The sequence below is a fragment of the Ancylomarina salipaludis genome (genome assembly GCF_004122035.1).
GTDB classification, from domain to species: Bacteria; Bacteroidota; Bacteroidia; order Bacteroidales; family Marinifilaceae; genus Ancylomarina; species Ancylomarina salipaludis.
Window position 1 is genome coordinate 92,305 of the sequence record NZ_SAXA01000007.1, and the last position, 22,150, is coordinate 114,454.

General features: G+C 36.5%; 20 protein-coding genes. 14 read left to right on the forward strand and 6 right to left on the reverse strand.

Annotated elements, in window-relative coordinates:
• Nucleotides 1-433: 433 nt before the first annotated feature.
• Nucleotides 434-2,830, reverse strand: a complete 2,397-nt coding sequence (locus tag EO244_RS09185) for an outer membrane beta-barrel family protein (RefSeq protein WP_129254375.1) — start codon at nucleotides 2,828-2,830, stop codon at nucleotides 434-436.
• Nucleotides 2,831-3,189: 359 nt separating this feature from the next.
• On the reverse strand, nucleotides 3,190-5,196 hold the full coding sequence (gene ligA / locus EO244_RS09190; RefSeq protein WP_129254376.1) for an NAD-dependent DNA ligase LigA: 2,007 nt from the start codon (nucleotides 5,194-5,196) through the stop codon (nucleotides 3,190-3,192).
• A gap of 282 nt (nucleotides 5,197-5,478) precedes the next feature.
• On the opposite strand from ligA, the gene EO244_RS09195 reads away from it, so the two are divergent.
• From EO244_RS09195 to EO244_RS09210, 4 genes are read left to right on the forward strand one after another with little or no spacing between them, the layout of a single operon-like run.
• Nucleotides 5,479-5,823, forward strand: coding sequence for a LiaF transmembrane domain-containing protein (locus EO244_RS09195; RefSeq protein ID WP_129254377.1), 345 nt, complete (start codon nucleotides 5,479-5,481; stop codon nucleotides 5,821-5,823).
• Nucleotides 5,824-5,858: 35 nt separating this feature from the next.
• Nucleotides 5,859-6,587 (forward strand): LiaF transmembrane domain-containing protein, encoded by a 729-nt coding sequence (locus EO244_RS09200; protein WP_129254378.1) that lies wholly within the window; start codon nucleotides 5,859-5,861, stop codon nucleotides 6,585-6,587.
• A gap of 30 nt (nucleotides 6,588-6,617) precedes the next feature.
• On the forward strand, nucleotides 6,618-7,676 hold the full coding sequence (locus EO244_RS09205; protein ID WP_129254379.1) for a sensor histidine kinase: 1,059 nt from the start codon (nucleotides 6,618-6,620) through the stop codon (nucleotides 7,674-7,676).
• Nucleotides 7,677-7,719: 43 nt separating this feature from the next.
• Complete coding sequence (locus EO244_RS09210; protein WP_129254380.1) at nucleotides 7,720-8,472, forward strand: LytR/AlgR family response regulator transcription factor; 753 nt, start codon at nucleotides 7,720-7,722, stop codon at nucleotides 8,470-8,472.
• A 1-nt stretch (nucleotide 8,473) separates the two neighbouring features.
• On the opposite strand, the gene EO244_RS09215 is transcribed toward EO244_RS09210, so the two are convergent.
• Nucleotides 8,474-8,719 carry a DUF3820 family protein gene (locus EO244_RS09215; RefSeq protein WP_129254381.1) on the reverse strand — a complete coding sequence of 82 codons (246 nt, stop codon included), beginning with the start codon at nucleotides 8,717-8,719 and terminating at the stop codon, nucleotides 8,474-8,476.
• Between the two features lie 119 nt (nucleotides 8,720-8,838).
• Nucleotides 8,839-9,930: a tRNA 2-thiouridine(34) synthase MnmA gene (mnmA, locus tag EO244_RS09220; protein WP_129254382.1), complete on the reverse strand. Its 1,092-nt coding sequence runs from the start codon at nucleotides 9,928-9,930 to the stop codon at nucleotides 8,839-8,841.
• 177 nt (nucleotides 9,931-10,107) lie between these two features.
• Between mnmA and EO244_RS09225 the strand changes: the two genes are divergently transcribed.
• Complete coding sequence (locus tag EO244_RS09225; RefSeq protein WP_129254383.1) at nucleotides 10,108-12,153, forward strand: M13 family metallopeptidase; 2,046 nt, start codon at nucleotides 10,108-10,110, stop codon at nucleotides 12,151-12,153.
• 296 nt (nucleotides 12,154-12,449) lie between these two features.
• Nucleotides 12,450-14,414, forward strand: a complete 1,965-nt coding sequence (locus EO244_RS09230) for a PBP1 and LysM peptidoglycan-binding domain-containing protein (RefSeq protein WP_129254384.1) — start codon at nucleotides 12,450-12,452, stop codon at nucleotides 14,412-14,414.
• Nucleotides 14,415-14,461: 47 nt separating this feature from the next.
• Here the strand turns inward: EO244_RS09230 and EO244_RS09235 are convergent, their stop codons facing one another.
• A complete protein-coding gene (locus EO244_RS09235) occupies nucleotides 14,462-14,941 on the reverse strand; it encodes an S-ribosylhomocysteine lyase (protein ID WP_129254385.1) in 480 nt (159 codons plus the stop codon).
• A 65-nt stretch (nucleotides 14,942-15,006) separates the two neighbouring features.
• Nucleotides 15,007-15,708, reverse strand: a complete 702-nt coding sequence (locus tag EO244_RS09240) for a 5'-methylthioadenosine/adenosylhomocysteine nucleosidase (RefSeq protein ID WP_129254386.1) — start codon at nucleotides 15,706-15,708, stop codon at nucleotides 15,007-15,009.
• A 241-nt stretch (nucleotides 15,709-15,949) separates the two neighbouring features.
• Between EO244_RS09240 and EO244_RS09245 the strand changes: the two genes are divergently transcribed.
• From EO244_RS09245 to EO244_RS09280, 8 genes are all read left to right on the forward strand, one after another.
• Nucleotides 15,950-16,612: a DUF2461 domain-containing protein gene (locus EO244_RS09245; RefSeq protein WP_129254387.1), complete on the forward strand. Its 663-nt coding sequence runs from the start codon at nucleotides 15,950-15,952 to the stop codon at nucleotides 16,610-16,612.
• Nucleotides 16,613-16,683: 71 nt separating this feature from the next.
• On the forward strand, nucleotides 16,684-17,079 hold the full coding sequence (locus EO244_RS09250) for a hypothetical protein (RefSeq protein ID WP_129254388.1): 396 nt from the start codon (nucleotides 16,684-16,686) through the stop codon (nucleotides 17,077-17,079).
• A 12-nt stretch (nucleotides 17,080-17,091) separates the two neighbouring features.
• Nucleotides 17,092-17,730 carry a pyridoxamine 5'-phosphate oxidase gene (pdxH, locus tag EO244_RS09255; RefSeq protein ID WP_129254389.1) on the forward strand — a complete coding sequence of 213 codons (639 nt, stop codon included), beginning with the start codon at nucleotides 17,092-17,094 and terminating at the stop codon, nucleotides 17,728-17,730.
• A gap of 163 nt (nucleotides 17,731-17,893) precedes the next feature.
• A complete protein-coding gene (locus tag EO244_RS09260) occupies nucleotides 17,894-18,439 on the forward strand; it encodes a DUF6913 domain-containing protein (RefSeq protein WP_129254390.1) in 546 nt (181 codons plus the stop codon).
• Between the two features lie 6 nt (nucleotides 18,440-18,445).
• Entirely contained in the window at nucleotides 18,446-19,330 is an 885-nt protein-coding gene (gene dapA / locus EO244_RS09265; protein WP_129254391.1) for a 4-hydroxy-tetrahydrodipicolinate synthase, read from the forward strand.
• Nucleotides 19,331-19,447: 117 nt separating this feature from the next.
• Nucleotides 19,448-20,032 (forward strand): penicillin-binding protein activator LpoB, encoded by a 585-nt coding sequence (locus EO244_RS09270; protein ID WP_129254392.1) that lies wholly within the window; start codon nucleotides 19,448-19,450, stop codon nucleotides 20,030-20,032.
• Nucleotides 20,033-20,178: 146 nt separating this feature from the next.
• Complete coding sequence (locus EO244_RS09275; protein ID WP_129254393.1) at nucleotides 20,179-21,588, forward strand: COG3014 family protein; 1,410 nt, start codon at nucleotides 20,179-20,181, stop codon at nucleotides 21,586-21,588.
• Nucleotides 21,589-21,650: 62 nt separating this feature from the next.
• Nucleotides 21,651-22,121 carry a GAF domain-containing protein gene (locus tag EO244_RS09280; protein WP_129254394.1) on the forward strand — a complete coding sequence of 157 codons (471 nt, stop codon included), beginning with the start codon at nucleotides 21,651-21,653 and terminating at the stop codon, nucleotides 22,119-22,121.
• The last annotated feature ends 29 nt before the right edge of the window (nucleotides 22,122-22,150 follow it).

The following is a 22,150-nucleotide window of genomic DNA, read 5'->3' on the forward strand; positions in this document are numbered from 1 at the left end:
TTGCAGAGCATGTAAGTTACACATAATTATTTAAATCCATTCATCAATAATTTAAAGTTATGATTACATACAGCTTTAAGATTTATCAAATCCCACATTTTACAGCGAATGGAGTATGCTAGATTAATTTTATTTTTGTCATTATTTTATAACCGCAATTGTAATAGACAAAAAAATATCGATCTCTCAACAATAATCTACTAATAGTAGTTTTTTGTCTGCTTAATAACTGCCAATTGCAATTAAGTCGGATATAGCAATTTGAACCAATCTTCTGATTTTTCTCATCAAGCTTATTGAGATACTCTAACTCTATATAAATAACAGGCCTCACATCGTTTTACCAATGTGAGGCCTGTTTGCTTCCGCAAGATCAGCAACATAAAAGTCACCGAGATGCTGTCAAGATGGGGTTATCGAGCCTGTCGAGATGCTACATAAATCCTCCACCACCTTGTGTTTCACGGCTATCTCTATGTTTTCTTCTTTTGGCTTTGTTTTTACCAGAACCAAATCGGTACGAAAAGCCAAGGTATGCTGTTCTACTTTCCCAGTGGAATTCACCATTTTGTGTATATGGCACTTTCGAATCGAATTTAAACTTCATGCCTTCAAATATATCGTTTACTCTAAAGGTCAGTGTGCCCTTTCCTTTCAATACGCTGTAACTTGCGCCTGTATTAATCATCCACATAGGATCCACTTTAGACTGAAGATCCTTTCCACCACCACGGTACATAGCAAACAATTGGAATCTCAATTTTTGGGTTGCCGTAAAACTATTGGATACTCTAAAATTGAACGAGTTATTGGTCACTTCAAGATTCTCACCATTTGCAACTCCCGTTTCCTTTTGCACATATAAGTCAGAGCTTGCATTCATCGACCACCACTTAAAAAATCGATAATTGGCCGATAACTCCAAACCATAACGGTCGTTACTATCGGTGTTATAATACGACATCTCCATCTTCTCTATATTCGATAAATCCTTATTTAAAACTCTGGAAATATTATCATTCACACGTCTGTAAAAGGTTCCTATTGTAACTGAACCTTTATCCAAACCTTTGGTATAATTAAATTCGAATGAATTGGTAAACTGAGGTGTTAAATTTGGATTTCCAAAGGAACTAACCAGAGGGGTACTCCATTCTCTAATTGGATTCACTTGCCCGATAGATGGTCTGTCTACTCTTCTGCTGTAACTCAATTGAAACTGATTTTTATCGCTCTGATTAAAAGTAATAAATACAGAAGGATACACAGTAAAACGACTATCAGTATACTTAGCTGTTTCATCACCTTTAACAAATGATCCGTCTACCTCGTACTGCTCAAATCTAGCACCCAATTGCATCGAAAACTTATCTATTTTATGATTTAAATTCACATATCCCGAATAGATACTTCTGTCGTAGATAAATGCGGAATTGCCTATTTTCTTGTTAGTAAAATCATGCTGATTGGTTACTCTTGAATTCTCAGTATCATTTAATCTCAACTCCAATCCTAATTCCAACTTTGTATTTTCTGACAATGGATTTGTATAATCCAGGTTTAGAAGTGTATTGGTGTAATCATTTTCAATCGCATCGATGTAATTCGAAGTCAAGTCAATCGGATTAAGCAATTCAGTATAAGTTGCATCTTCAGGAGAATCACTCTTACTGTATGTCGCTTCGAACTCCAGGTTGTGTCCTTCTTTTTCAAAGTCGGTTTTATAGTTAAGGTTGTAAGTTCCAGTAGAATTATCTGTTTCAGATTTCATCAAATTATGATAATCCAAATCTGTTCCTCTAAAAATCTTTGTTGTCCCATCAAATACACCATCGCGAAAATTCTGAGTGGTATAAAACGAAAGGGTATTCTTTTTATTCAAATAGATATCGGCACCTACTTTCAATAACTTAGATGTATTATCGCTATCAAATTCAAACTTCTGCGTGTTAAAACCTGGTCTTAATACTTCACCATAATTATTTCTTTTTCCAGTGTTTGCACCAAGATTCATGAAAAAGTTCACCTTACCCGTTTTGTAATTCATGTCCAAAGAACCATTCACTCGAGTATTTTCGCCTCGTGTGACGCCCATGTTTACATTTCCGTTAAAACCAATATTGGCATTTTTATTTAGCACGATATTAATAATCCCACTCATCCCTTCAGGATTATATTTTGCTGATGGATTGGTAATCAACTCCACACTTTTAATTGAGGTTGATGGTATTTGTTTCAAAAGTTGAGCGGCACTGATATTCGTTGGTTTACCATCAACTAAAATTCGAACATTCTCATTTCCTCTTAAACTCACAGTCCCCGTTTGGCTATCGACACTTACCGACTGCACATTATTCAGAACCTCCGAAGCTGTGGCTCCAGCCGCAGTCAGGTCTTTACCCACATTCACAACTTTTCTGTCGATTTTCTGTGTCACCGTAGACAACTCAGCTCTTACAACTACCTCATTGAGTAATTCAGTATCTTCTTCGAGGCGAACTGTTCCCAATTTATAAGTCGAATTTTTGGCGGTAAACTCAAGTTCTCTAACAAAAGGCTTATAGCCCATATATTGAATCTCAACAACATGCTTCCCCTTTGCAATTTTATTTATATTAAACTCCCCTTTATCGTCGGTAATCCCACCGGTTAATATATTATTGTTTGCATCTCTGATTACAATATTAACATATGGCAGTGCTTCCTTTGTATTTTTATCAACGATTATACCTGAAACGCTACCTAATTTAACATTGTTATTTATAGGTGTTTCTGCATAATTAATAAAACTACAAAACACTAAAATGGCTACAATTAAAATTCTTTTCATAAATATCTTTTTTGGTCGGTTTGTTTTTTGACTATATGACTACAGTTCTATTTTTTTAGTTACACATGGCTTCGAAGATTAAGCTTTATTAACAAATTAAACCAGATATAAAATCCGGTTCAAAATGGAAATAATAGTGCTCTTAAAACCAATACGTCATCAAGCCAATCACATTCTGTGCCGAAAATCACAGAACACTCAAAACCAACACAAAGCAAGAATCATCAATAATTTTACTGTTCGATAACGGACAAAAGAATGTACGCTTTCGAATTTTATAAAATCACAAAAAAAGGCCGGTTCAAAATATGAACCGGCCAAGCTAATTACTTGTCAAAATAAATTCAGCACAACTCTGTTTAACTAATCATCTGAATAAAATCTTGCTCTGAAATCGTCTTGATACCAAACTTTTCAACCTTTTCCAATTTACTTGGACCAACTTTCTCACCAGCCAAAAACAAATCGGTTTTTTTGGATATCGAACTGGTATTTTTTCCGCCATTTTGCTCAATTAAAGCTTTCAACTCATCTCTGGAGTGCAGGCTAAAACTACCTGATATTACAATCGATAAACCTTCAAGCTTATTGGTCTGACCAGCCAATTCCTCTTCGTTTAACTCAAACTGCAAGCCATGTGCGATCAATTCGTTCACCAAATTATTCTGAGCCTCATCTTCGAAAAACAAAATGATACTTTTGGCAATCTTCTCGCCAATCTCATCAATATTCACCAAATCCTCAAGACTTGCTGCCTTAAGAGCCTGAACAGAAGTGAGTGTTTTAGCCAATTTTTTCGCAACAGTTTGCCCTACATGACGAATACCCAAAGCGAACAGCACCCTCTCATAAGGCACATTTAAAGATTCCTGAATGCTACTTAATATACGATCAGCCGATTTCTCTCCCATCCGATCAAGTGGAAGCAAATCCTCTTTTTTCAATTTGTATAGATCAGCTATAGTCTTAACCAAACCATTCTGATACAAAAGATCGATGGTTTCCTCACCCAATCCATCAATATTCATGGCCTTACGACCGATAAAATGCTCAATTCGTCCCGTAATTTGTGGTGGGCAGAACACGCTATTGGGGCAATAATGATTGGCCTCCCCTTCGAGACGGATCAGTTCCGTTCCACATTCAGGACAAGTATCAATAAATTCAATTTTTTCAGCATTTCCATCGCGCTGATCCACATCAACACCTACGATCTTTGGAATGATTTCACCCCCTTTTTCAACATAAACAAAATCGTTAAGATTCAAATCGAGATTTGCGATAATATCGGAATTATGCAACGACGCTCGCTTAACCACTGTTCCTGCCAACTGCACAGGCTCCAAATTGGCAACCGGGGTAATCGATCCGGTACGCCCCACCTGATAAGTAACACTAAGCAATCGGGTTGCCACTTGCTCAGCCTTAAACTTATAGGAAATGGCCCAACGAGGCGACTTGGCCGTATAGCCCAATTCCTCTTGCTGATCAATAGAATTCACCTTAATCACAATCCCATCAATGGGCACAGGCAATTCCTCACGCTTTGTATCCCAGTATTTGATAAAATCGAGAACCTCATCAATCGATTGACAAAGCTTACTGTCTTCGGATATCTTAAATCCCCAGGATCTGGCTAGCTCCAAATTTTTAAAATGTTCGCGAGCAGGCAATTGTTTTCCCAATAAATAATAGAGATAACAATCCAATTGACGCTTAGCAACAATTGATGAATTCTGCATTTTCAAACTGCCTGAAGCTGCATTTCTTGGATTGGCAAAAGGACTTTCGCCTTGCTCCTCACGTTCCGCATTTAATTGATTAAAAACCTGAAAAGGCATCATGATTTCGCCTCGAATCTCAAACTCATCGGGATAATCACTGCCTTGTAAACTTAGAGGAATGGCCTTTATGGTTTTCACATTCGTTGTTACATCATCTCCCTGAACTCCATCACCACGAGTCAAAGCCTGAACCAACTTTCCGTTTTTATATCTCAAACTTATCGATGTACCATCATATTTCAGTTCACAAACATACTGTATGGGTTCTTCAGTCAGTTTTTGAATTCGGGTTTCAAAATCGCGAACATCCTCTTCGGAATAAGTATTTCCCAAAGAAAGCATGGGATACTCATGAGCCACCTGTTTGAATTCGAGATTGATATCACTCCCAACGCGCTGGCTGGGTGAATGATCATCCGCAAACTCAGGAAATTTCTTCTCTAATGTCATCAGTTCATTCATCAGCATATCAAACTCAAAATCGCTGATAGTAGGCTGAGAAAGAACGTAATAATTGTGGTTATGTTTATGGAGTTGCTCCCGCAATTCAGTTATGCGTTGCAAAGCTTCGGTCTTATTCATATTAAATTTCTTATTTATAATCCAGAGCCTAAAAATAGCAATAGAATAAACAATACAGAGTCTATTTATTTTCAAATCTAAACAAATTCTTAAAACACATCCAGTGCTTTCGCCTAATTAATCAACATAAATTTAAAATCAAAGTCTTATCTTTCGCACCTATAGTATTACTATTATTTCTGTTTTATTTTACCGATAATAATAAGCAATTAACCGATTAGACGTGGTCGCATTTGGCTGTTTGCACTAAATTAGCAATAGAAAAACTTAAATCATCTTATTATGTATAAAGACCGAAGACCTGTATTTTTTGGATTAGTCCTGATTTTTGTCGGGATTGCCATCTTTTTAAGCAATTTTGATTTTTTGCCTAAAAATATTCACCACTATATTTTTCGTTGGGAAAGTTTCTTGATTTTAATCGGACTTCTTATGATTTTTGTGCGAGGCAAAATAATTGGAGGAATCAGTGTGCTTGCAATAGGAGCCTATTTTTTAGCTGACGATCTTTTAATATTACCAGTAAACTGGCATATTTGGTTTTGGCCTACTGTCCTAATCGCAATGGGTATTGGCCATATTGTAAAACCCAATGCTTGCTGTACAAAAGATAAAGATGAATTTTAAACAACAAATCATACAGTATACTAAAATATAGAATTATGGATAAGGATTATAGAAATAAGCCTGATTTTCGCAAAGACAGAAATGGTTCGGTTTTTGGCATCTTATTAATATTATTTGGAGCTGCCCTGGTTTTAAATAATCTGGATTTGATACCTTATAAATTGCATCACATGATTTTTTCATGGCCCATGGTGCTAATTGCATTGGGGTGCTTGTTTGCATTTGCTAAAAATGACAAAACAACGGGCTATACCCTACTTGTGGTTGGGGGTGTTTTTATGCTACCGCGCATGTTTGGCTGGCATATCGACATCTACCGTTTCTTTTGGCCGGTTATCCTAATCGTTTTGGGGATCATGGTCATTCGTAAACGAAACTACTGTCCATCAAGAATGTCTTGCAGAACTGAAGAATCTACGGATTACATCAACGAGCTCAATGTATTTGGAGGCGGGGAACGTATCGTCAACTCCAAAAACTTTAAGGGGGGCCGCATTACCTGCATGTTTGGAGGTGGCCAGGTTGATTTAACTTATGCACAGCTTGCCGAAGGCACACATACAATCGATCTGTTTGCTATGTTTGGCGGTGCCGTTGTTATCGTTCCTCCTGATTGGGATGTTAAAGTTGATGTCTCAGCTGTTTTAGGTGGTGTTGCAGACAAAAGGGTTCCAACTCCTAAGTATATTGTAGAACCTAAAAAAGAACTCATTATTAAAGGGTTTGTCGCTCTTGGCGGTTGCGAAATCAGATCTTCAAAATAAGCTAAACTCATTTTACAGAATAAATAAATTATGGAGCATCCAATACTATCCAATCGTTTTGGCATACCTATATACTTTGGATTTTGGTTTAGTTTTACAGGAATGCTTTTCATTATCGATTGGTATTTCCAAAACGCATTGTATCAGGAAGCGCTTCTTTCAGCTCTAAGTATCTCCTCACCACTGCTTATTATTGCCCCCTCAATTTGGTTTGTGGTCAGGCATATCGATGTGGATAAAATTGGACGATTGGCTGCAGCCTTGCATCACATTACAGTAGCCATTATCATGGTTGCAATCTGGTTATCGCTAACCTATTTAATTTTTTCATTTTTTGATAAGGATCCAATTACTAAGGGAACCAGGCCTGAAGTTATTATGCCATATTATTGGCTAGCCTTTATGGCTTTTGCCATCTACGATTACATTGTGATGATGTATTACATGATTATCTATTATCGAAATTTCAAAGAAAAAATAGAACAGGAATCAGAACTCAAAGATTTGGTAAAAGAGGCCGAGCTGAATGCTTTAAAGTCTCAGATTAACCCCCATTTTTTATTCAACAGCTTGAATTCTGTTAGCTCATTAACTCTTATTCGTCCCGAACAATCACGTGAGATGCTGGTCAAACTCTCCACCTTCTTACGCTATTCTCTCGATCAGGATTTAAAGGAACTGAACACCCTTTCGAATGAAATGAAAAACAGTAGACTCTACCTTGAAATCGAAAAAGTTAGATTTGGGGATCGCCTGATTTTGGATTTTGAATCGGATCCAATTTGTGACGATTTAAAACTTCCTAACCTAATTTTACAACCTATCTACGAGAATGCCATAAAGCACGGTGTACACGAAAGTTTGGAACCTGTCGGTATCCAAACCAAAGCTTACCTTAAAAACAAAAATCTGATCATTCAAATTTCAAACAACTTTGACAAAGATGCTATTCCTCCCAAAGGCAAAGGAATTGGACTCAAGAATATTCAGGAGCGTTTAAACCTGATTTATGGCAGGACCGATTTGATAGCCATTACCCTTACAGAGTCAATTTTTTGTGTCAACCTGGAGTTCCCTCAAAGCCTTTAATTTAGAATTTACCTCAGAATCAAACACCCAACTGCTTAAGTCTATGAAAAAAATTAAAACAATTATTATTGATGATGAATCACTAGCCAGAGACTTGGTAAAAACATATTTAGCCGATAATGATAATATTGAAATTCTAGGTGAATATTCAGATGGATTCCAAGGCTTGAAGGCTATAAACGAACTCCAACCCGACCTAATTTTTCTGGATGTTCAAATGCCTAAATTAACCGGATTTGAACTTCTGGAGTTACTTGATAAACCCTATAATATTGTTTTCACAACCGCATATAACGAATATGCCATAAAAGCCTTTGAACACAATGCCGTTGACTATCTTTTAAAACCCTTTTCAAAAGAACGTTTTAATAATGCCATTTCAAAAGCGATTTCAAGATTGCAAAATCAAGATGAAAAGTCCAACATAATTGAAAAACTAAAGGAACACGAGGATAAAAACAATGAAGAGCTGAATCGTATTGTTGTGAAATCGAGAAATAAGATTAACATCATTCCCGTTGACGAAATTCGCTATTTCGAAGCACAGGACGATTATGTGATGATATACACCAAGGATGGGCATCATCTGAAACAAAAAACGATGAAATACTTCGAAACTCATCTTAATCCAAAAGAGTTTTGCCGTATTCACCGCTCCTATCTTATTCGTATCGAAGAGATTTCGAAACTGGAACCTTACGAAAAAGACAGCTGGATGCTCGTTCTAAAATTAGGTGAGAAACTGAAGGTGAGTAAAAATGGTTACAAGCTTTTAAAGCAACAGTTAGGTTTCTAAGTTATCGGTATTTCTGACAAAGCGGGCGCATCATGTCCTCCAGGCCATTCAATTTGATTTCGTAAACCACACCTAACATTTCGCCAAGCTTACCATCAGGGAATCCTTTCTGATGGTACCAAACCACATAGCGCTCCGGCAAATCCAGTATATACCAACCTTTGTATTTCCCATAGGGCATACGCATCTGAATAATCTTAATCAGCTCATCGCCATTTGAAAATATATTTGCTGTATCTGCTATCATATTCTATTATCCTTATTATTTATAATATTGATCAAGGAAGAAACACAGCGCCCCTTTATCCTTTATCCTTTATCCTTTATCCTTTATCCTTTATCCTTTATCCTTTATCCTTTCTTACATTACTCAGCAAATCCGCCACCAATGAGTTTATTGCCAATATAAAAAGCAACGGGTTGCCCCGGAGCAATTGCCCAGGCCGGCTGTTCCAATTCAACCAGCAATTCGCTTTCATTTAAAATTGTGAGTTTCGAATAGCCTTCAGGATTCAATCCCAAACCACGCACAACAGTTGTGATTTCTGTTTGAGTAATATCTGCCACATTATTCAAATAATAATCACTCACCTTAAATGCCTTCTTATTAAGCTGTTCTCGTTTTTCAAGCACTAATGTATTGTTATCGGCATCAATTCGACTCACCATCAAACCTGTTTTTTCTTTAAGCTCTAAACCACGCTTCTGACCAATGGTGTAATACGGATAGCCTTCGTGCCAGCCTAATTCTTTCCCCTCGGCATCAACAATCCGACCTTTACCTACTTTAGTATCAAGATCTGAAATTTCATTTTTCAGGAAATCACGGTAATCCATTCCATCCAGAAAACAGATGCCCATACTTTCTCTTTTTGTCGCAACTTGCTTGTGCCCAAACTGAGCAGCCATTTCACGCACTCTGGACTTTGTATATGCCCCAAGAGGTGTTAGGGTTCGGGATAATATATCCTGGTTGAGATTCCACAAAAAATAGGATTGATCTTTTGCCGGATCATCCCCTTTATGAATATAAAAAGTTCCTTCTTCCTCAAGTATCTGGATATAATGACCTGTCGCAATATAGTTGGCTCCCAACTGATCAGCCTTGTCCAATAACAAACGCCATTTCAATTGTGGATTGCAATGAATACAAGGGCTCGGAGTCCGACCATTTAAGTATTCTTGCAAAAACTGACCAATCACAACGTCCTTAAACTCCTTACGGGCGTCAATCACATGATGCTCAATAGAAAGCTTCTCCGCCAGATTTTGTGCATCAATAATAAAATCGGGAAGTTGATCGGCAACATTCTGTTCTTTAGGAGGATTCCAAAACCATAACGAAACGCCCACGACATCAAAACCTTTATCCTTAAGTAGCATCGCTGTGACTGACGAATCAGTTCCACCACTCATACCCAACACCACCTTATTCGTATCTCTGCAACTTGTTGCCATTTTTCAATTTTATAAATCCGTTCACAAAGCTAGAAAAAAAGCAAGATGCATTTAAATGCTTGAGTTATTATTCAGAAAAACTTCTAAAATCTTATGGTCATCGAAAAAACATGAGCTTTAAGCACAATTTTAATATATTCGCAATTCTAACACAAATTAGAATAAAACATCAATAATATGAACTTAAACAAAACGGGCCAAACGATTCTTGGTTTAGGCTTAGCAGTCAGTATTCTATCCGGCTGCGCTCAGAAGGAAACCATAGGACATGGTATCCTTAATAAAGAGGACATGAACCTGACTGTGAAGCCAGGCGTTGATTTCTTCGAATATGCGAATGGAACCTGGATGAAAAATACGCCAATTCCTGCAGACAAAAGCCGTTATGGTGCTTTCGATATTTTGGGAGAAAGTGCTAACGAAGCAGTTCACACACTTTTAGAAGATGCTGCAAAAACTGAAAATGCGCCTGAAGGAAGTAATTTAAAGAAAATTCAGGATTTCTATGCAACTGCCATGGATACAGCAAAAATCAATAAAGTGGGATTAAAGCCTTTACTTCCTGAGTTCGATAAAATTGCTGCAGTAAAAAATGCAACTGACTTGCGCAACGAGCTGATTCATCTTCACAAGATGGGTGTTAGCGCGCTATTTGGTGCTGGTGTTGATCAGGATATGAAAAACACAACTGTGAACAGAATGTACCTTTCTGAAGATGGTCTTTCACTTTCGGATCGTGACTATTATACTACTGACAACGAAACCAGTGCAAATATTCGTACTGAGTTTGTGAAGTATATGACAAAAATGTTTGAAATGATTGGTGACGATGCTGCACTTGCTAAGAAAAATGCAGAAACCATCATGAGGTTTGAAACACGTATGGCTGAAAAGTTCAACACGCGTTTAGAAAACAGAAATTATCCAGCAATGTATAATCCTAAATCTGTTTCAACTTTAATGAGTGAGTATCCTAACTTTGATTGGGCGACCTACTTCAAAGATATGGGAGCAGATATCAAGGAATATGTTATCACCACTCACCCTAGATACATGAAGGAACTTAACCAAATGTTGAAGGATGAGAAAATGGAGGACATCAAATTATACCTAAAATGGAAAGTATTGAATGGCTCTGCTTCAAAAGTATCAACTGAGCTTGAAAAAGTACAGTTTGCTTTCTATGGCACAACATTAACTGGTGCTACTGAGCAACAACCACGCTGGAGACGCATGTCAAATGCAACAGGTTCGGTTCTGGGTGAAGCAGTTGGTCAACTTTACGTAGAAAAGTATTTCCCACCTGAAGCAAAAGTTAGAATGGATGAGTTGGTAAACAACTTAAAAATCGCTTTACGCGGAAGAATTGAGAAGTTGGAGTGGATGAGTGACGAAACCAGAAAAGAAGCCTTAGCTAAACTTGATGCATTCGGTGTGAAAATTGGTTACCCGGAAAAATGGGAAGATTACTCTAATTTAGAAGTGAGTACCGACTCTTATATTCAAAACGCATGGCGAGCAGCTCGTTTTGAAGTGGCTAAGAACATTGCCAAATTGGGTGAGCCTATCGATACTAAAAAATGGGGTATGACACCACAAACTGTAAATGCATACTACCACCCATTACTAAACGAAGTGGTTTTCCCTGCAGCAATCCTTCAGCCTCCATTTTTCTATATGAACGGTGACGATGCTGTTAATTATGGTGCTATTGGTGTTGTTATCGGTCACGAAATGACTCACGGATTTGATGATTCGGGTCGTCGTTTCGACAAAGAAGGTAATATGAAAGACTGGTGGACTCTGGAAGACACTGAAAAATTCAATGTCAGAGCTCAAAAACTAGTTGATCAATTCAATGGATTTAAAGCTTTTGATGACTTAAGTGTTAATGGAAAATTAACTTTGGGAGAAAACATTGCTGACTACGGTGGATTAACCGTTGCTTTGGAAGCCTACAAAATGACTTTAAAAGATAAACAACCAGCAGATATTGATGGTTTTAACAACATGCAACGCTTCTTCCTATCTTACTCTAAAGTTTGGAGAGGTAACGTTAGAGACAAGTATTTGAGAAAATTGATTCAAGAAGATGTTCACTCTCCAGGACGTTACCGCGTAAACGGAGGTTTATTCAATATTCCTGAATTCTACACTGCCTTTGAAATCAACGAAAACGATCCATTGTATCGCACCGAAGAGCAAAGAGCAAAAATTTGGTAATCAAACCTTCAAATCATTCCTTGAGTGATTAATATAATAAAGCGATGAGTTTTTCTCATCGCTTTTATTATGACCTAAAAATTCTTGATCAAAATCATTAAATACAAAAAACAATCACCATTCCAAACTTGAGGAGGTCTGCTAATAATTTCATTCTTAACAGATTGAAGAAACAAATCTTAAATTAAACTAAATTCTCTTAGCTAATGTGAATCACATGATTGTTTTATAAACTTTGTTTCTTATTTTTGTTAATATTCTTATCAAACACCAAAACCCTGAAAAATAATTAGTTAATGAGATATTTCATCCAAAAACTTATCATTCTTTTACTCCTTTCCGGGGCTACTGTCGATGCTTATTCACAAGCTAATGATATTATTCGTTCAAACGAAAAAGTTGTAGTGGCAGGAAAATTTTACTACCTGCACATTGTACGCGAAAAACAAACCCTGTTTTCTATCTGCAAAGCCTACGGTGTTAGCATTGAGGAAGTCATGAATATCAATCGTAAGAAAAGTCACAATCTGGATTTAAATGAAATCCTTAGAATACCAGTTGCTCAATCCACTCATAAGCAAACATCTACTGCTCTTCAAAAGAAAAAAGTTTCAGATTATTTCTACTATGTCATTCAAAAAGGAGACACACTTTATTCTCTGGCAAAAAAATTTAATCAGACGGTCGAAAAAATTAAGGCAAACAATCCTGAAATTGGTAAAAACAACAAACTAGCCGTTGGCACTGTTCTTAAAATTCAAAAACAAGCTAATACTCAAATCGACAAGGAAAAGGAAAATACATATAAAGTAAAAGCTAGCGACTCAGAGGAAGACATTCTTCTTAAATTCGGCATAAAAAAAAGAGTCTTTCGCAAATTAAATCCCCAGATCAAATCATTTAGAAATATTGCATCGGGTACTATTGTAAATCTTCCTAAAGATACGAAACAGCTTACTCCTACTGATGATATTGATGTTACATCAGTAGATGGCATCAGACAAACAACTGACTACAACCAAATATTTAAAGAATACTCAATTGACACAACGGTACAATCTAAAATTGATATCGCTCTGTTTCTACCCCTTTATGCAGCTCTTAATGATTCTTTAAACTGGGAAATTACCTATCAGGACACCCTTAAGATAATGACTCGCAAGGAACCTGAAACTGTCTATCCTAAATCACGAGACTTTATCCGCTTGTATCAAGGTGTTTTATTAGCTGTTGAAGATTTAAAAAAACAAGGCTTGGATATCAATTTGCATGTATTCGATACAGAAAAGGATCAAGCGAAAGTTCGTCAAACTTTGGATAACTTAGGACCTCTAAAATTCGATTTAATTTTAGGTCCGGTATACTCCAACACATTTGATCTTGTGGCTGAATACGCTCAGGAAAATCAAATTCCGATTATTTCACCCCTATCGTCAAAAAATACACAGTTGCACAACAATCCATTTGTATTTCAACTGAATACCTCTACTGAATCCTTATGTGATAATATTTTCAATCACCTAATGGCAGATAAGGAAAACAAAAACATTGTCATTGTTCACAGTAACAACTATAAGGAATTAGAAGAGTATAAATTGGTTCGTGATATCGAACAACAATTGTTTGAAAATGGGAAATACTGGCAATACCCGAACCTTCATTATAGTAAACTTTCATTTGAAGACTATGGCAATTTAGGCTTGGAACACCTCTTGAGTAAAACCCAGGAAAACATTATTGTGATACCTTCATCAAAGCCTGCTGTTGTTGAAAGTTTCTTAACCAATTTGAAAATCCTTGTAAAATCTTATCCAATACAACTGATCGGTTTCCCTTCGTGGCAACGTTACAGCAGTATGGATCCCAGTAATCTGTTTGAACTAAACACTCTGATTCTTTCCCCCTACTTCATCGATTATGAATCGGAAAAAGTCAATAAGTTCATCGATCGTTTCAGATATGAATTCAGCTGCGAACCCAATGATTATTCTTTCAGAGCATATGATTTTACCCTGTACTTTTCAACTGCAATCAAAAGATTTGGGCATCGGTTTTTCGATCACCTTAACGAAATTAAAGACGTTGAACTGATACAATCAAACTATGCAATTGAAAGTGTAAATGCCTGGGGAGGTTTCGAAAACAAAGGACTTCATGTTATTAATTACGCACCTGATTTTAAGATTAAATCATACAAATTTGAACCCATAATTAAGGAGCATCAGGATATCGAACTTCCTACCGAAGAGATGAATCGATAAGAAAAAAATAATACAAAAAAAAAAGCTACCATTTAGGTAGCTTTTTTTTATTGAGGATAATTTAAATTTTCCTCAGTGAGATGATCTAAAACCTCATCGTTAAATTTCTTTGCTTCTTCTCTTGCACCTTCTAAATCATGACTTTTATAGTTGCCACATTCAATTTTATCAGCCCCTGGGATTTTTTCATTGAAATCGGACATGAATTGAAACATCTCTTTAATCACATCAACCACATCCTCCGAAATCAAATCGCCATGAAATATCATATAAAAACCTGTACGACACCCCATCGGTCCGAAATAAATGGTTTTTTTAGCCCATTCATCATGGTTTCTTAAGAATGTTGCACACAGGTGTTCCATGGTATGCATAGCTTCAATCTCCATGGCAGGCTCCTGATTAGGCAACTTAGTTCGGATATCAAAACTGGTTAATACCTCATTGCCAACCTTATCTTTTCGAGAGACATAAATGCCTCGCTTCAATCTATCGTGATCAACTGCAAAACTGTCTATTTTTTTCATTTTATTCAATTTTTAAGTAGCATCAATTAAAATATACTAATGAGCTCAAATAACTTTTACTCTGCTTAGGCCTGTCCCAATTCCTGAATCATTTCCATGACCATATTACCCGAATTAACGGCTGCTGTTTCGACAAACTCCTCATACTGAACAGCATTCTCCTGACCTGCAATATCCGAAATAGAACGGATAACAACAAATGGAACATTAAAACGGTAACATGCCTGAGCAATGGCAGCTCCCTCCATTTCAACCGCATCAGCTTCCGGAATAAGCTCTTTAATTCTTTTTGTTGCCTCAGGATTATTCATAAACTGATCACCCGTTACAATGGTTCCGCACTTTGTTCTTAAGTCTGTTAATTTATGAATCGATTTATCGGCTAATTCGATCAACTGACTATCGGCAATAAAACTTGGTGGCATCCCCGGAACCTGTCCGTGTTTGTAACCAAACACCGTACAATCAAAATCATGATGAATCGCTTCTTTGGAAATGACGATATCCCCCACTTTTAAATCAGAGATAAAACCACCGGCACAGCCCGTGTTGATTATAAAATCAGGGGTGAAATTGTCAATCAAAACTGCGGCTCCAATTCCGGCATTTACCTTCCCAATTCCGGATTGCAACAAAACAATGTCTACGCCATGAATCTGTCCTTTATAAAAGGTAAACCCTGCTTTACTAATCTCTTCTCTATTTTTCAATTCATCACGAAGCCTGGTCACTTCAATTTCCATAGCCCCTATAATACCTATAATCATATCTTTGTTGTTTTTTATCGTCTGTATAAGATCATCTCAACTCAGCGACTCACTGATTCAAAATAATTAAAGTCTTGCAAAATTAACAAAGGAAACGGGTTTCCTAAATTCCTTATCAAAAAATAATACATTCACTGTTCAGCTTCTCATCCAATATTTCAGATCAATCTTTGATTATCTTCAGCATTAATCGTATTTTGAAACTCAATTTAAATATAATTTCAAAAAGACAAAACCGCCCATGCTTCCAAATTCCATTTATCAATACTTGCTTGATTTAAGAGAAAATAATAATCGCGATTGGTTTCTTGCCAATAAAGTACAATATAATCAGGCAAAAAAAGATTTTGAACTCTTCACCGAGCTTTGCATTCAGCAAATTAAAAGCATAGATCCTTCTGTAGCAGGGCTTAATGCTAAAGATTGTATTTTCAGAATCTTCCGCGATGTTCGATTTTCAAATGATAAACGCCCCTACAAAACCAACTTTGGTGCTTTTATAGCTCCTAGCGGACGCAAATCGAGATACGGAGGTTATTATATCCACATCGAACCCGAACAATGTTTTTTGGGAGGAGGATGCTATATGCCCGAATCAAAAACATTGAAAGCCATTCGAGACGAAATTTTTCATCATCCTGAAGAATTCAAAGCTATTGTTGAAAATCCAAAGTTCGTAAACCATTTTCCCGAATTATATGGCGAAAAGCTAAAAACAGCACCTCGTGGCTATCCAAAAGATTTCGAACACATTCAACTGCTAAATTACAAACATTATGCTGTCAGTAAATCTGTATCTGATGAGATTGTAAACTCAGATAAATTTCCTCTTGCGATACAGGAAGCTTTTGAAGCCTTATATCCACTCAATCAATTTTTAAATGATATTGTAGAAGATTTGTAGTTTTATCACCCAGCTATTTGGAATTAGTATCGATAAAAGAGATATTCGCAGAATAAAATCAAAATTTAATTATGAGCCAAAAAGGAAAAAGACTTAGCGGAGAAGAATTGCACGAGCTGGGTATTAAATGGGTATACAAGCATATCAAAGATGAATTTGAAGTCCTTTCGGTGAACATTGAATTTGAGAAAAACCCTCAAATTATCGCCCGAAAAGATGACGACATGTATTTTATTGTTGTGAAAACAAGCACCTATCCCGATTTGGGTTCACTAAGTTCAATGGCAGCCGAAGAGATCATCACACATGCCGATACACATCAGGCGAAAATTCTCTTTGCTCATGTTGGTGTAGCCAATGCCAATACTGAGAATGAAGCCGAAATGGCTTTTCCGGAAAAAGATGGTCAGTACTACATCAATTACACTGGTTTAAGCATAGAGCCCAATATACTCATGCAACCCTAGAAACAATTTTCCATGCAAAAAGATATTCAAAAAAGACGACACGAATACACACTAAAGCAACTCAACGAACAGGATATAGATCCCAATCCTTTTGTTCTATTTGATGCTTGGTTTAAACTGGCTCTTGATGCCAATCTACCCGATGCCAATGCAATGACTTTGGCAACCGCTAATTCAGAAGGGAAGCCGAGTGCCAGAATACTTTTGCTTAAAGATTATTCAGAAGAAGGCTACTGTTTTTTCACCAACTACAACAGTCGAAAAGGAAAAGAACTCAAACAAAACCCTTATGCGGCAATGGTCTTTTTTTGGCCACAATTAGAAAAACAAATTCGGATAGAAGGTCAGATTAAACAATTACCGCCCGAACATTCCGATCGGTATTTTATGGAGCGTCCTGTAGGAAGCCGAAGAGCTGCAGCAGTATCTCCCCAGTCAACGATTTTAAAGAACAGAGCTGAGTTAGAAACGGCCATTGAAAGTTTCAAATCAAAATTTGGAGATGATTTTCAGCGTCCGGATTTTTGGGGCGGTTATCAACTCATTCCTGAAAAATTTGAATTTTGGCAAGGACGTGAAAGTCGCTTAAACGATAGGATTGAATATTTTCGGGAAGATAATAAATGGAAATTTCAACGCTTAGCTCCCTGATTTACAATTGAACTAAAAAAAAGCCTTTAACAAAGGCTTTTTTTTGCTCCAACAAGCCCGAAAAAATCATTATATTGTGCCTGATTTTCATACAAATAGACTTTCTTTTAAGTTTAAAATCTAACAAATTATATTTATTTTAATAAAGATTACTTAACTAGATATGAGCATTTTCAAAAAAACAGCTGAAAATATTGCCCGAAAGATTCTAAACAATCAGTTAAAAAAACAACATAGACGTGTAGAATTTCACAACATGAAAAGTGCTCGTCATATTGGTATTCTTTTCGATACAAATCAAAAAGAAAATAATAAAATTGTCAGTGATTTTTATAAAGATTTAAAAAGCCAAGGCTATCAAGTCAATGCAGCGGGTTGGTATACAGGTGATGATATACCACAAAGACCACTAAACACTTTAGATTTTATTTATTTCTCAGATCAGGATAGTAACTGGAAAGGCATTCCTCAAACACATGAGATATCTGAATTCTTTAAACAAAAATTCGATATTTTATTTGTTCTGACACAATCAGAAGAATTACCTGTTCAATACATCGTTTCTCTATCGAAATCTGCATTTAAAGTAGGCGCAAATGCAAGTAATAAAGAACATTTGGACTTTATGATTGAACTAAAAGAACAATCAAGCATACAAAACCTAATTCAGGACAGTATCAATTATCTTTCAGAAATTAAGAAAAACTAAAATATCATGTCACATCAATTTACAGGAACAGGAGTTGCAATCATCACTCCTTTCTTCACAAACGGAAGTATCGATTTTAACTCGCTTACAAACTTAGTCGATTTTCAAATTAATAATGGAATAAACTACCTTGTTGTAATGGGAACAACAGGTGAAGCCGCAACGCTTAATAAAGATGAAAAAAAGGCTGTAATTGATCACATTATTAAAATCAACAACAAAAGAGTTCCTCTGGTTATTGGCATGGGCGGCAATAACACATATGAAGTTGTTGAAGGCATCAAAAATTTTCATGCCTATAAAGAGATTTCTGGTATTCTTTCTGTTGCGCCATATTATAACAAACCCAGTCAGGAAGGCTTATATCAACACTATAAAATGATTTCTGAGGCAAGCCCTGTTCCTGTCATTTTATACAATGTTCCAGGTCGAACATCAATTAATATTTCAGCAGAAACAACGCTTCGTTTGGCCAATGATTTTAAAAATATCGTTGCAATAAAAGAAGCTTCAGGAAATATGGAGCAAATTATGGCAATCATTAATAATAAACCCAATGATTTCGCTGTTATTTCAGGGGACGATGCACTAACTTTCCCTATGATTTGTTTAGGAGCTGAAGGCGTTATATCTGTGATTGCAAATGCTTTTCCAAAGGAATTTAGCAATATGGTTAATGCAGCCCTCGATAATAAAATTGAAGATGCTAAAACCTTACACTTTAAATTATTCGAAATTATTCAAAACTTATTCACTGAAGGCAATCCGGCAGGCATCAAAGCCATTTTAAACATCAATAATCTGATTGAAAACAACTTTAGATTACCGATGACTCCAGTAAGTGATAAACATTACGCAAAACTTGAAAAATTAGTTAGTCAGGTAAAGTAAGTGTGGCACACAAATTGATTGTCATCATAAAGATTACATCCTGTAACATACCAAGTCCTCATTAAATATGAGTATCTTGAAAATAACAATCTATTAGAGTAAATTAAAACACAGATTATGACTCATTCATTTCGTTTATTAGTTTTTGCATTGGTTTTAGTTGCCAGCGCATCTTGTTCACGTCAAATTACAAGAGTTTCACCTGATCAACAAATCGACTTAAGTGGTCGTTGGAATGATACAGATTCTCAGCTGGCTGCCCAGTCTCTAACTCAACAAGTTTTAAGCCAGAATTGGATTGCTGATTTCGAGAAAGAATTCAACAGAAAACCTGTTGTCATTGTTGGCTTAATCTATAATAAAAGCTCAGAGCATATCGAAGCAGACACTTACATCAAGGATATTGAGAAATCAATTCTGAATGATGGTCGCGTACGTTTGGTTCAGGCAGGTTCAAAACGTGAAGATCTTCGTCAGGAAAGAGCTGATCAACAAGATTTCGCCTCAAAAGAAACCATTAAAAAATGGGGACAGGAACTAGGTGCCGACTTTATTCTTCAAGGTGATATCAATTCGATTATCGATAGCCATAAGAAAGAAAAAGTACGTTATTACCAGTTAAATCTTGAATTAACAAACATTGAGACCAGCGAACTTGTTTGGATGGGTGACAAGAAAATAAAGAAATATGTAAACCGATAGAAAAGGTTTATAAATCGGTTGATCTTAAAATTATTCTAACGAATCAACGGAAAACTAAATAAAAATACTTGCAGGGCAATCTGTCCTGCAGGTATTTAATTTCTTGGCTGCAATTCCAAAGTCAAATGTTCAACCATCCTCGTAGTATGATGCTTCCAAAACAAAAACTATTTCGATTTTTTCTCATTGTACTGGCTCCACTTCTATTATCAGGATGTGCGACATATTACCAACAAAACGAAGCCTTCAATAAAAGTTTTGCCAGTGGTGATATGCAAAGCGCCAATAAGCATCTGGATGCGAACACAAAATTACAAGCCCATCGAAACCGGGTTCTGTACCTTGTAAACAAAGGAACCCTTGCCTGGATGCAACAAGACTACGTATCGGCAAATTCTTTTTTTAATGAGGCCGATTTATTCATTGAAGATCAGAGAAAAAATCTGGGATCAGAAGCCTTGGCTTACCTTACCAATCCCAGTGTGAAACCCTATATTCCTGAGGATTTTGAAAATGTTCTGATTAACTATTACAAAGCCATTGCATATCTCCAGCAAGGCAAAAAAGAAGAAGCACTTATAGAATGCCGCCGTGTCAACGAAAAACTTTATACCCTTAACGACAAATACCCTAAAAATCATAAAAACAGATACAGCGATGATGCCTTTGCTCATAACCTAATGGGGATGATTTATGAAGCTTCCAAAGACTACAACAATGCTTTTATCGCCTATCGAAATGCTTATACTATTTACAAAGAAAATTATACCGAAAACTTTGGAACCATACCTCCTGAACAATTAAAGGAAGACATTTTAAGAACGTCCAAGCGCATTGGCTTTGAGCAAGAATATAATTTTTACAGCAAAGAATTTGGCATGACTTACAATTCTGACAAAAACGATGCAGGTGAAATTATCTTTATTTGGATGAACGGACTTGGGCCTGTGAAGGATGAGTGGAGTATTAATTTTGCTGCCAATCGAGGTGCTGGCGGCATACTAACACTTGCCAACAACGAAGAAGGAGTCAGCTTCCCTTTCAACACAAGCAATTTTAGTAACAATGAGCGCTCTGCATTAAATAATCTCGATTTCATCAGAATAGCATTTCCAAAATATCGGGAACGAATTCCTTTATTCAATCAAGGGTCCATCGAATTGGACAGTCTAACTCATTTTAAGCTTGAAAAAGCTGAGGATATCAATTCGATTGCTTTCAAATGTCTAAAAGATCGTATGGTACGAGAGTTGGCAAATTCTATTATAAGGCTGGCAACAAAAAAGGCACTTGAGGAATATACCCGAAGCAAAGACAAAACAATGGGAACCCTACTCAGTATTGCCAACGCTTTGACCGAAAAAGCTGACACCCGCAACTGGCAAACACTTCCTCACAGCATTTATTATACCCGAATCAGATTAAACCCTGGCAAACACAAACTGAAGCTGAATCTTAAAAGTGGGATTAATGGAAATTCCCACCAGGAATTGAATTTTACTGTGAAAGCGGGTGAGACACAATTTTTCACTTTCCAAAATCTGGAAACTAGATAGCTATCAAGTTGTGATTAATGGGATCATTGCTTAGATTCGCATATTCAACTAAAAAAAGTCATATGGACAAATTAAATAAGAGTAAAAGAGCACGCTACCAACGATTAAACGAGCAACTAAAAGGCTTATTCAAATCGACTGAAAACATGATGTCAAGACTGGCAACAGTAGAAGCCATTCTGCACCACAAAATCAAATATTATTCGTGGACAGGGATTTACCTGCTTGTAGATGGAGAACTTCTGGTTCATTCCTATCAAGGTCCGGTAGCCTGTCAAAAATTAGCTAAAGACAAAGGGGTTTGTTGGGCAGCAATCAATCAAAAAGAAACAATCATAGTACCCGATGTACACGACTTTCCTGGTCATATTGCCTGCGATTCAGCAACAAACTCTGAAATTGTTTTACCTCTGAAAGACAAAGATGGAAATATCATCGGTGTTTTCGATGTTGATTCACGTGAATTCAATTCATTTAATGAAGTTGATGCGGAGGAACTGGAAAAAATCCTGAAAATGGTTATTGAACTCTAACAAGTTCTATTCTTCTGAATACTTAGCTC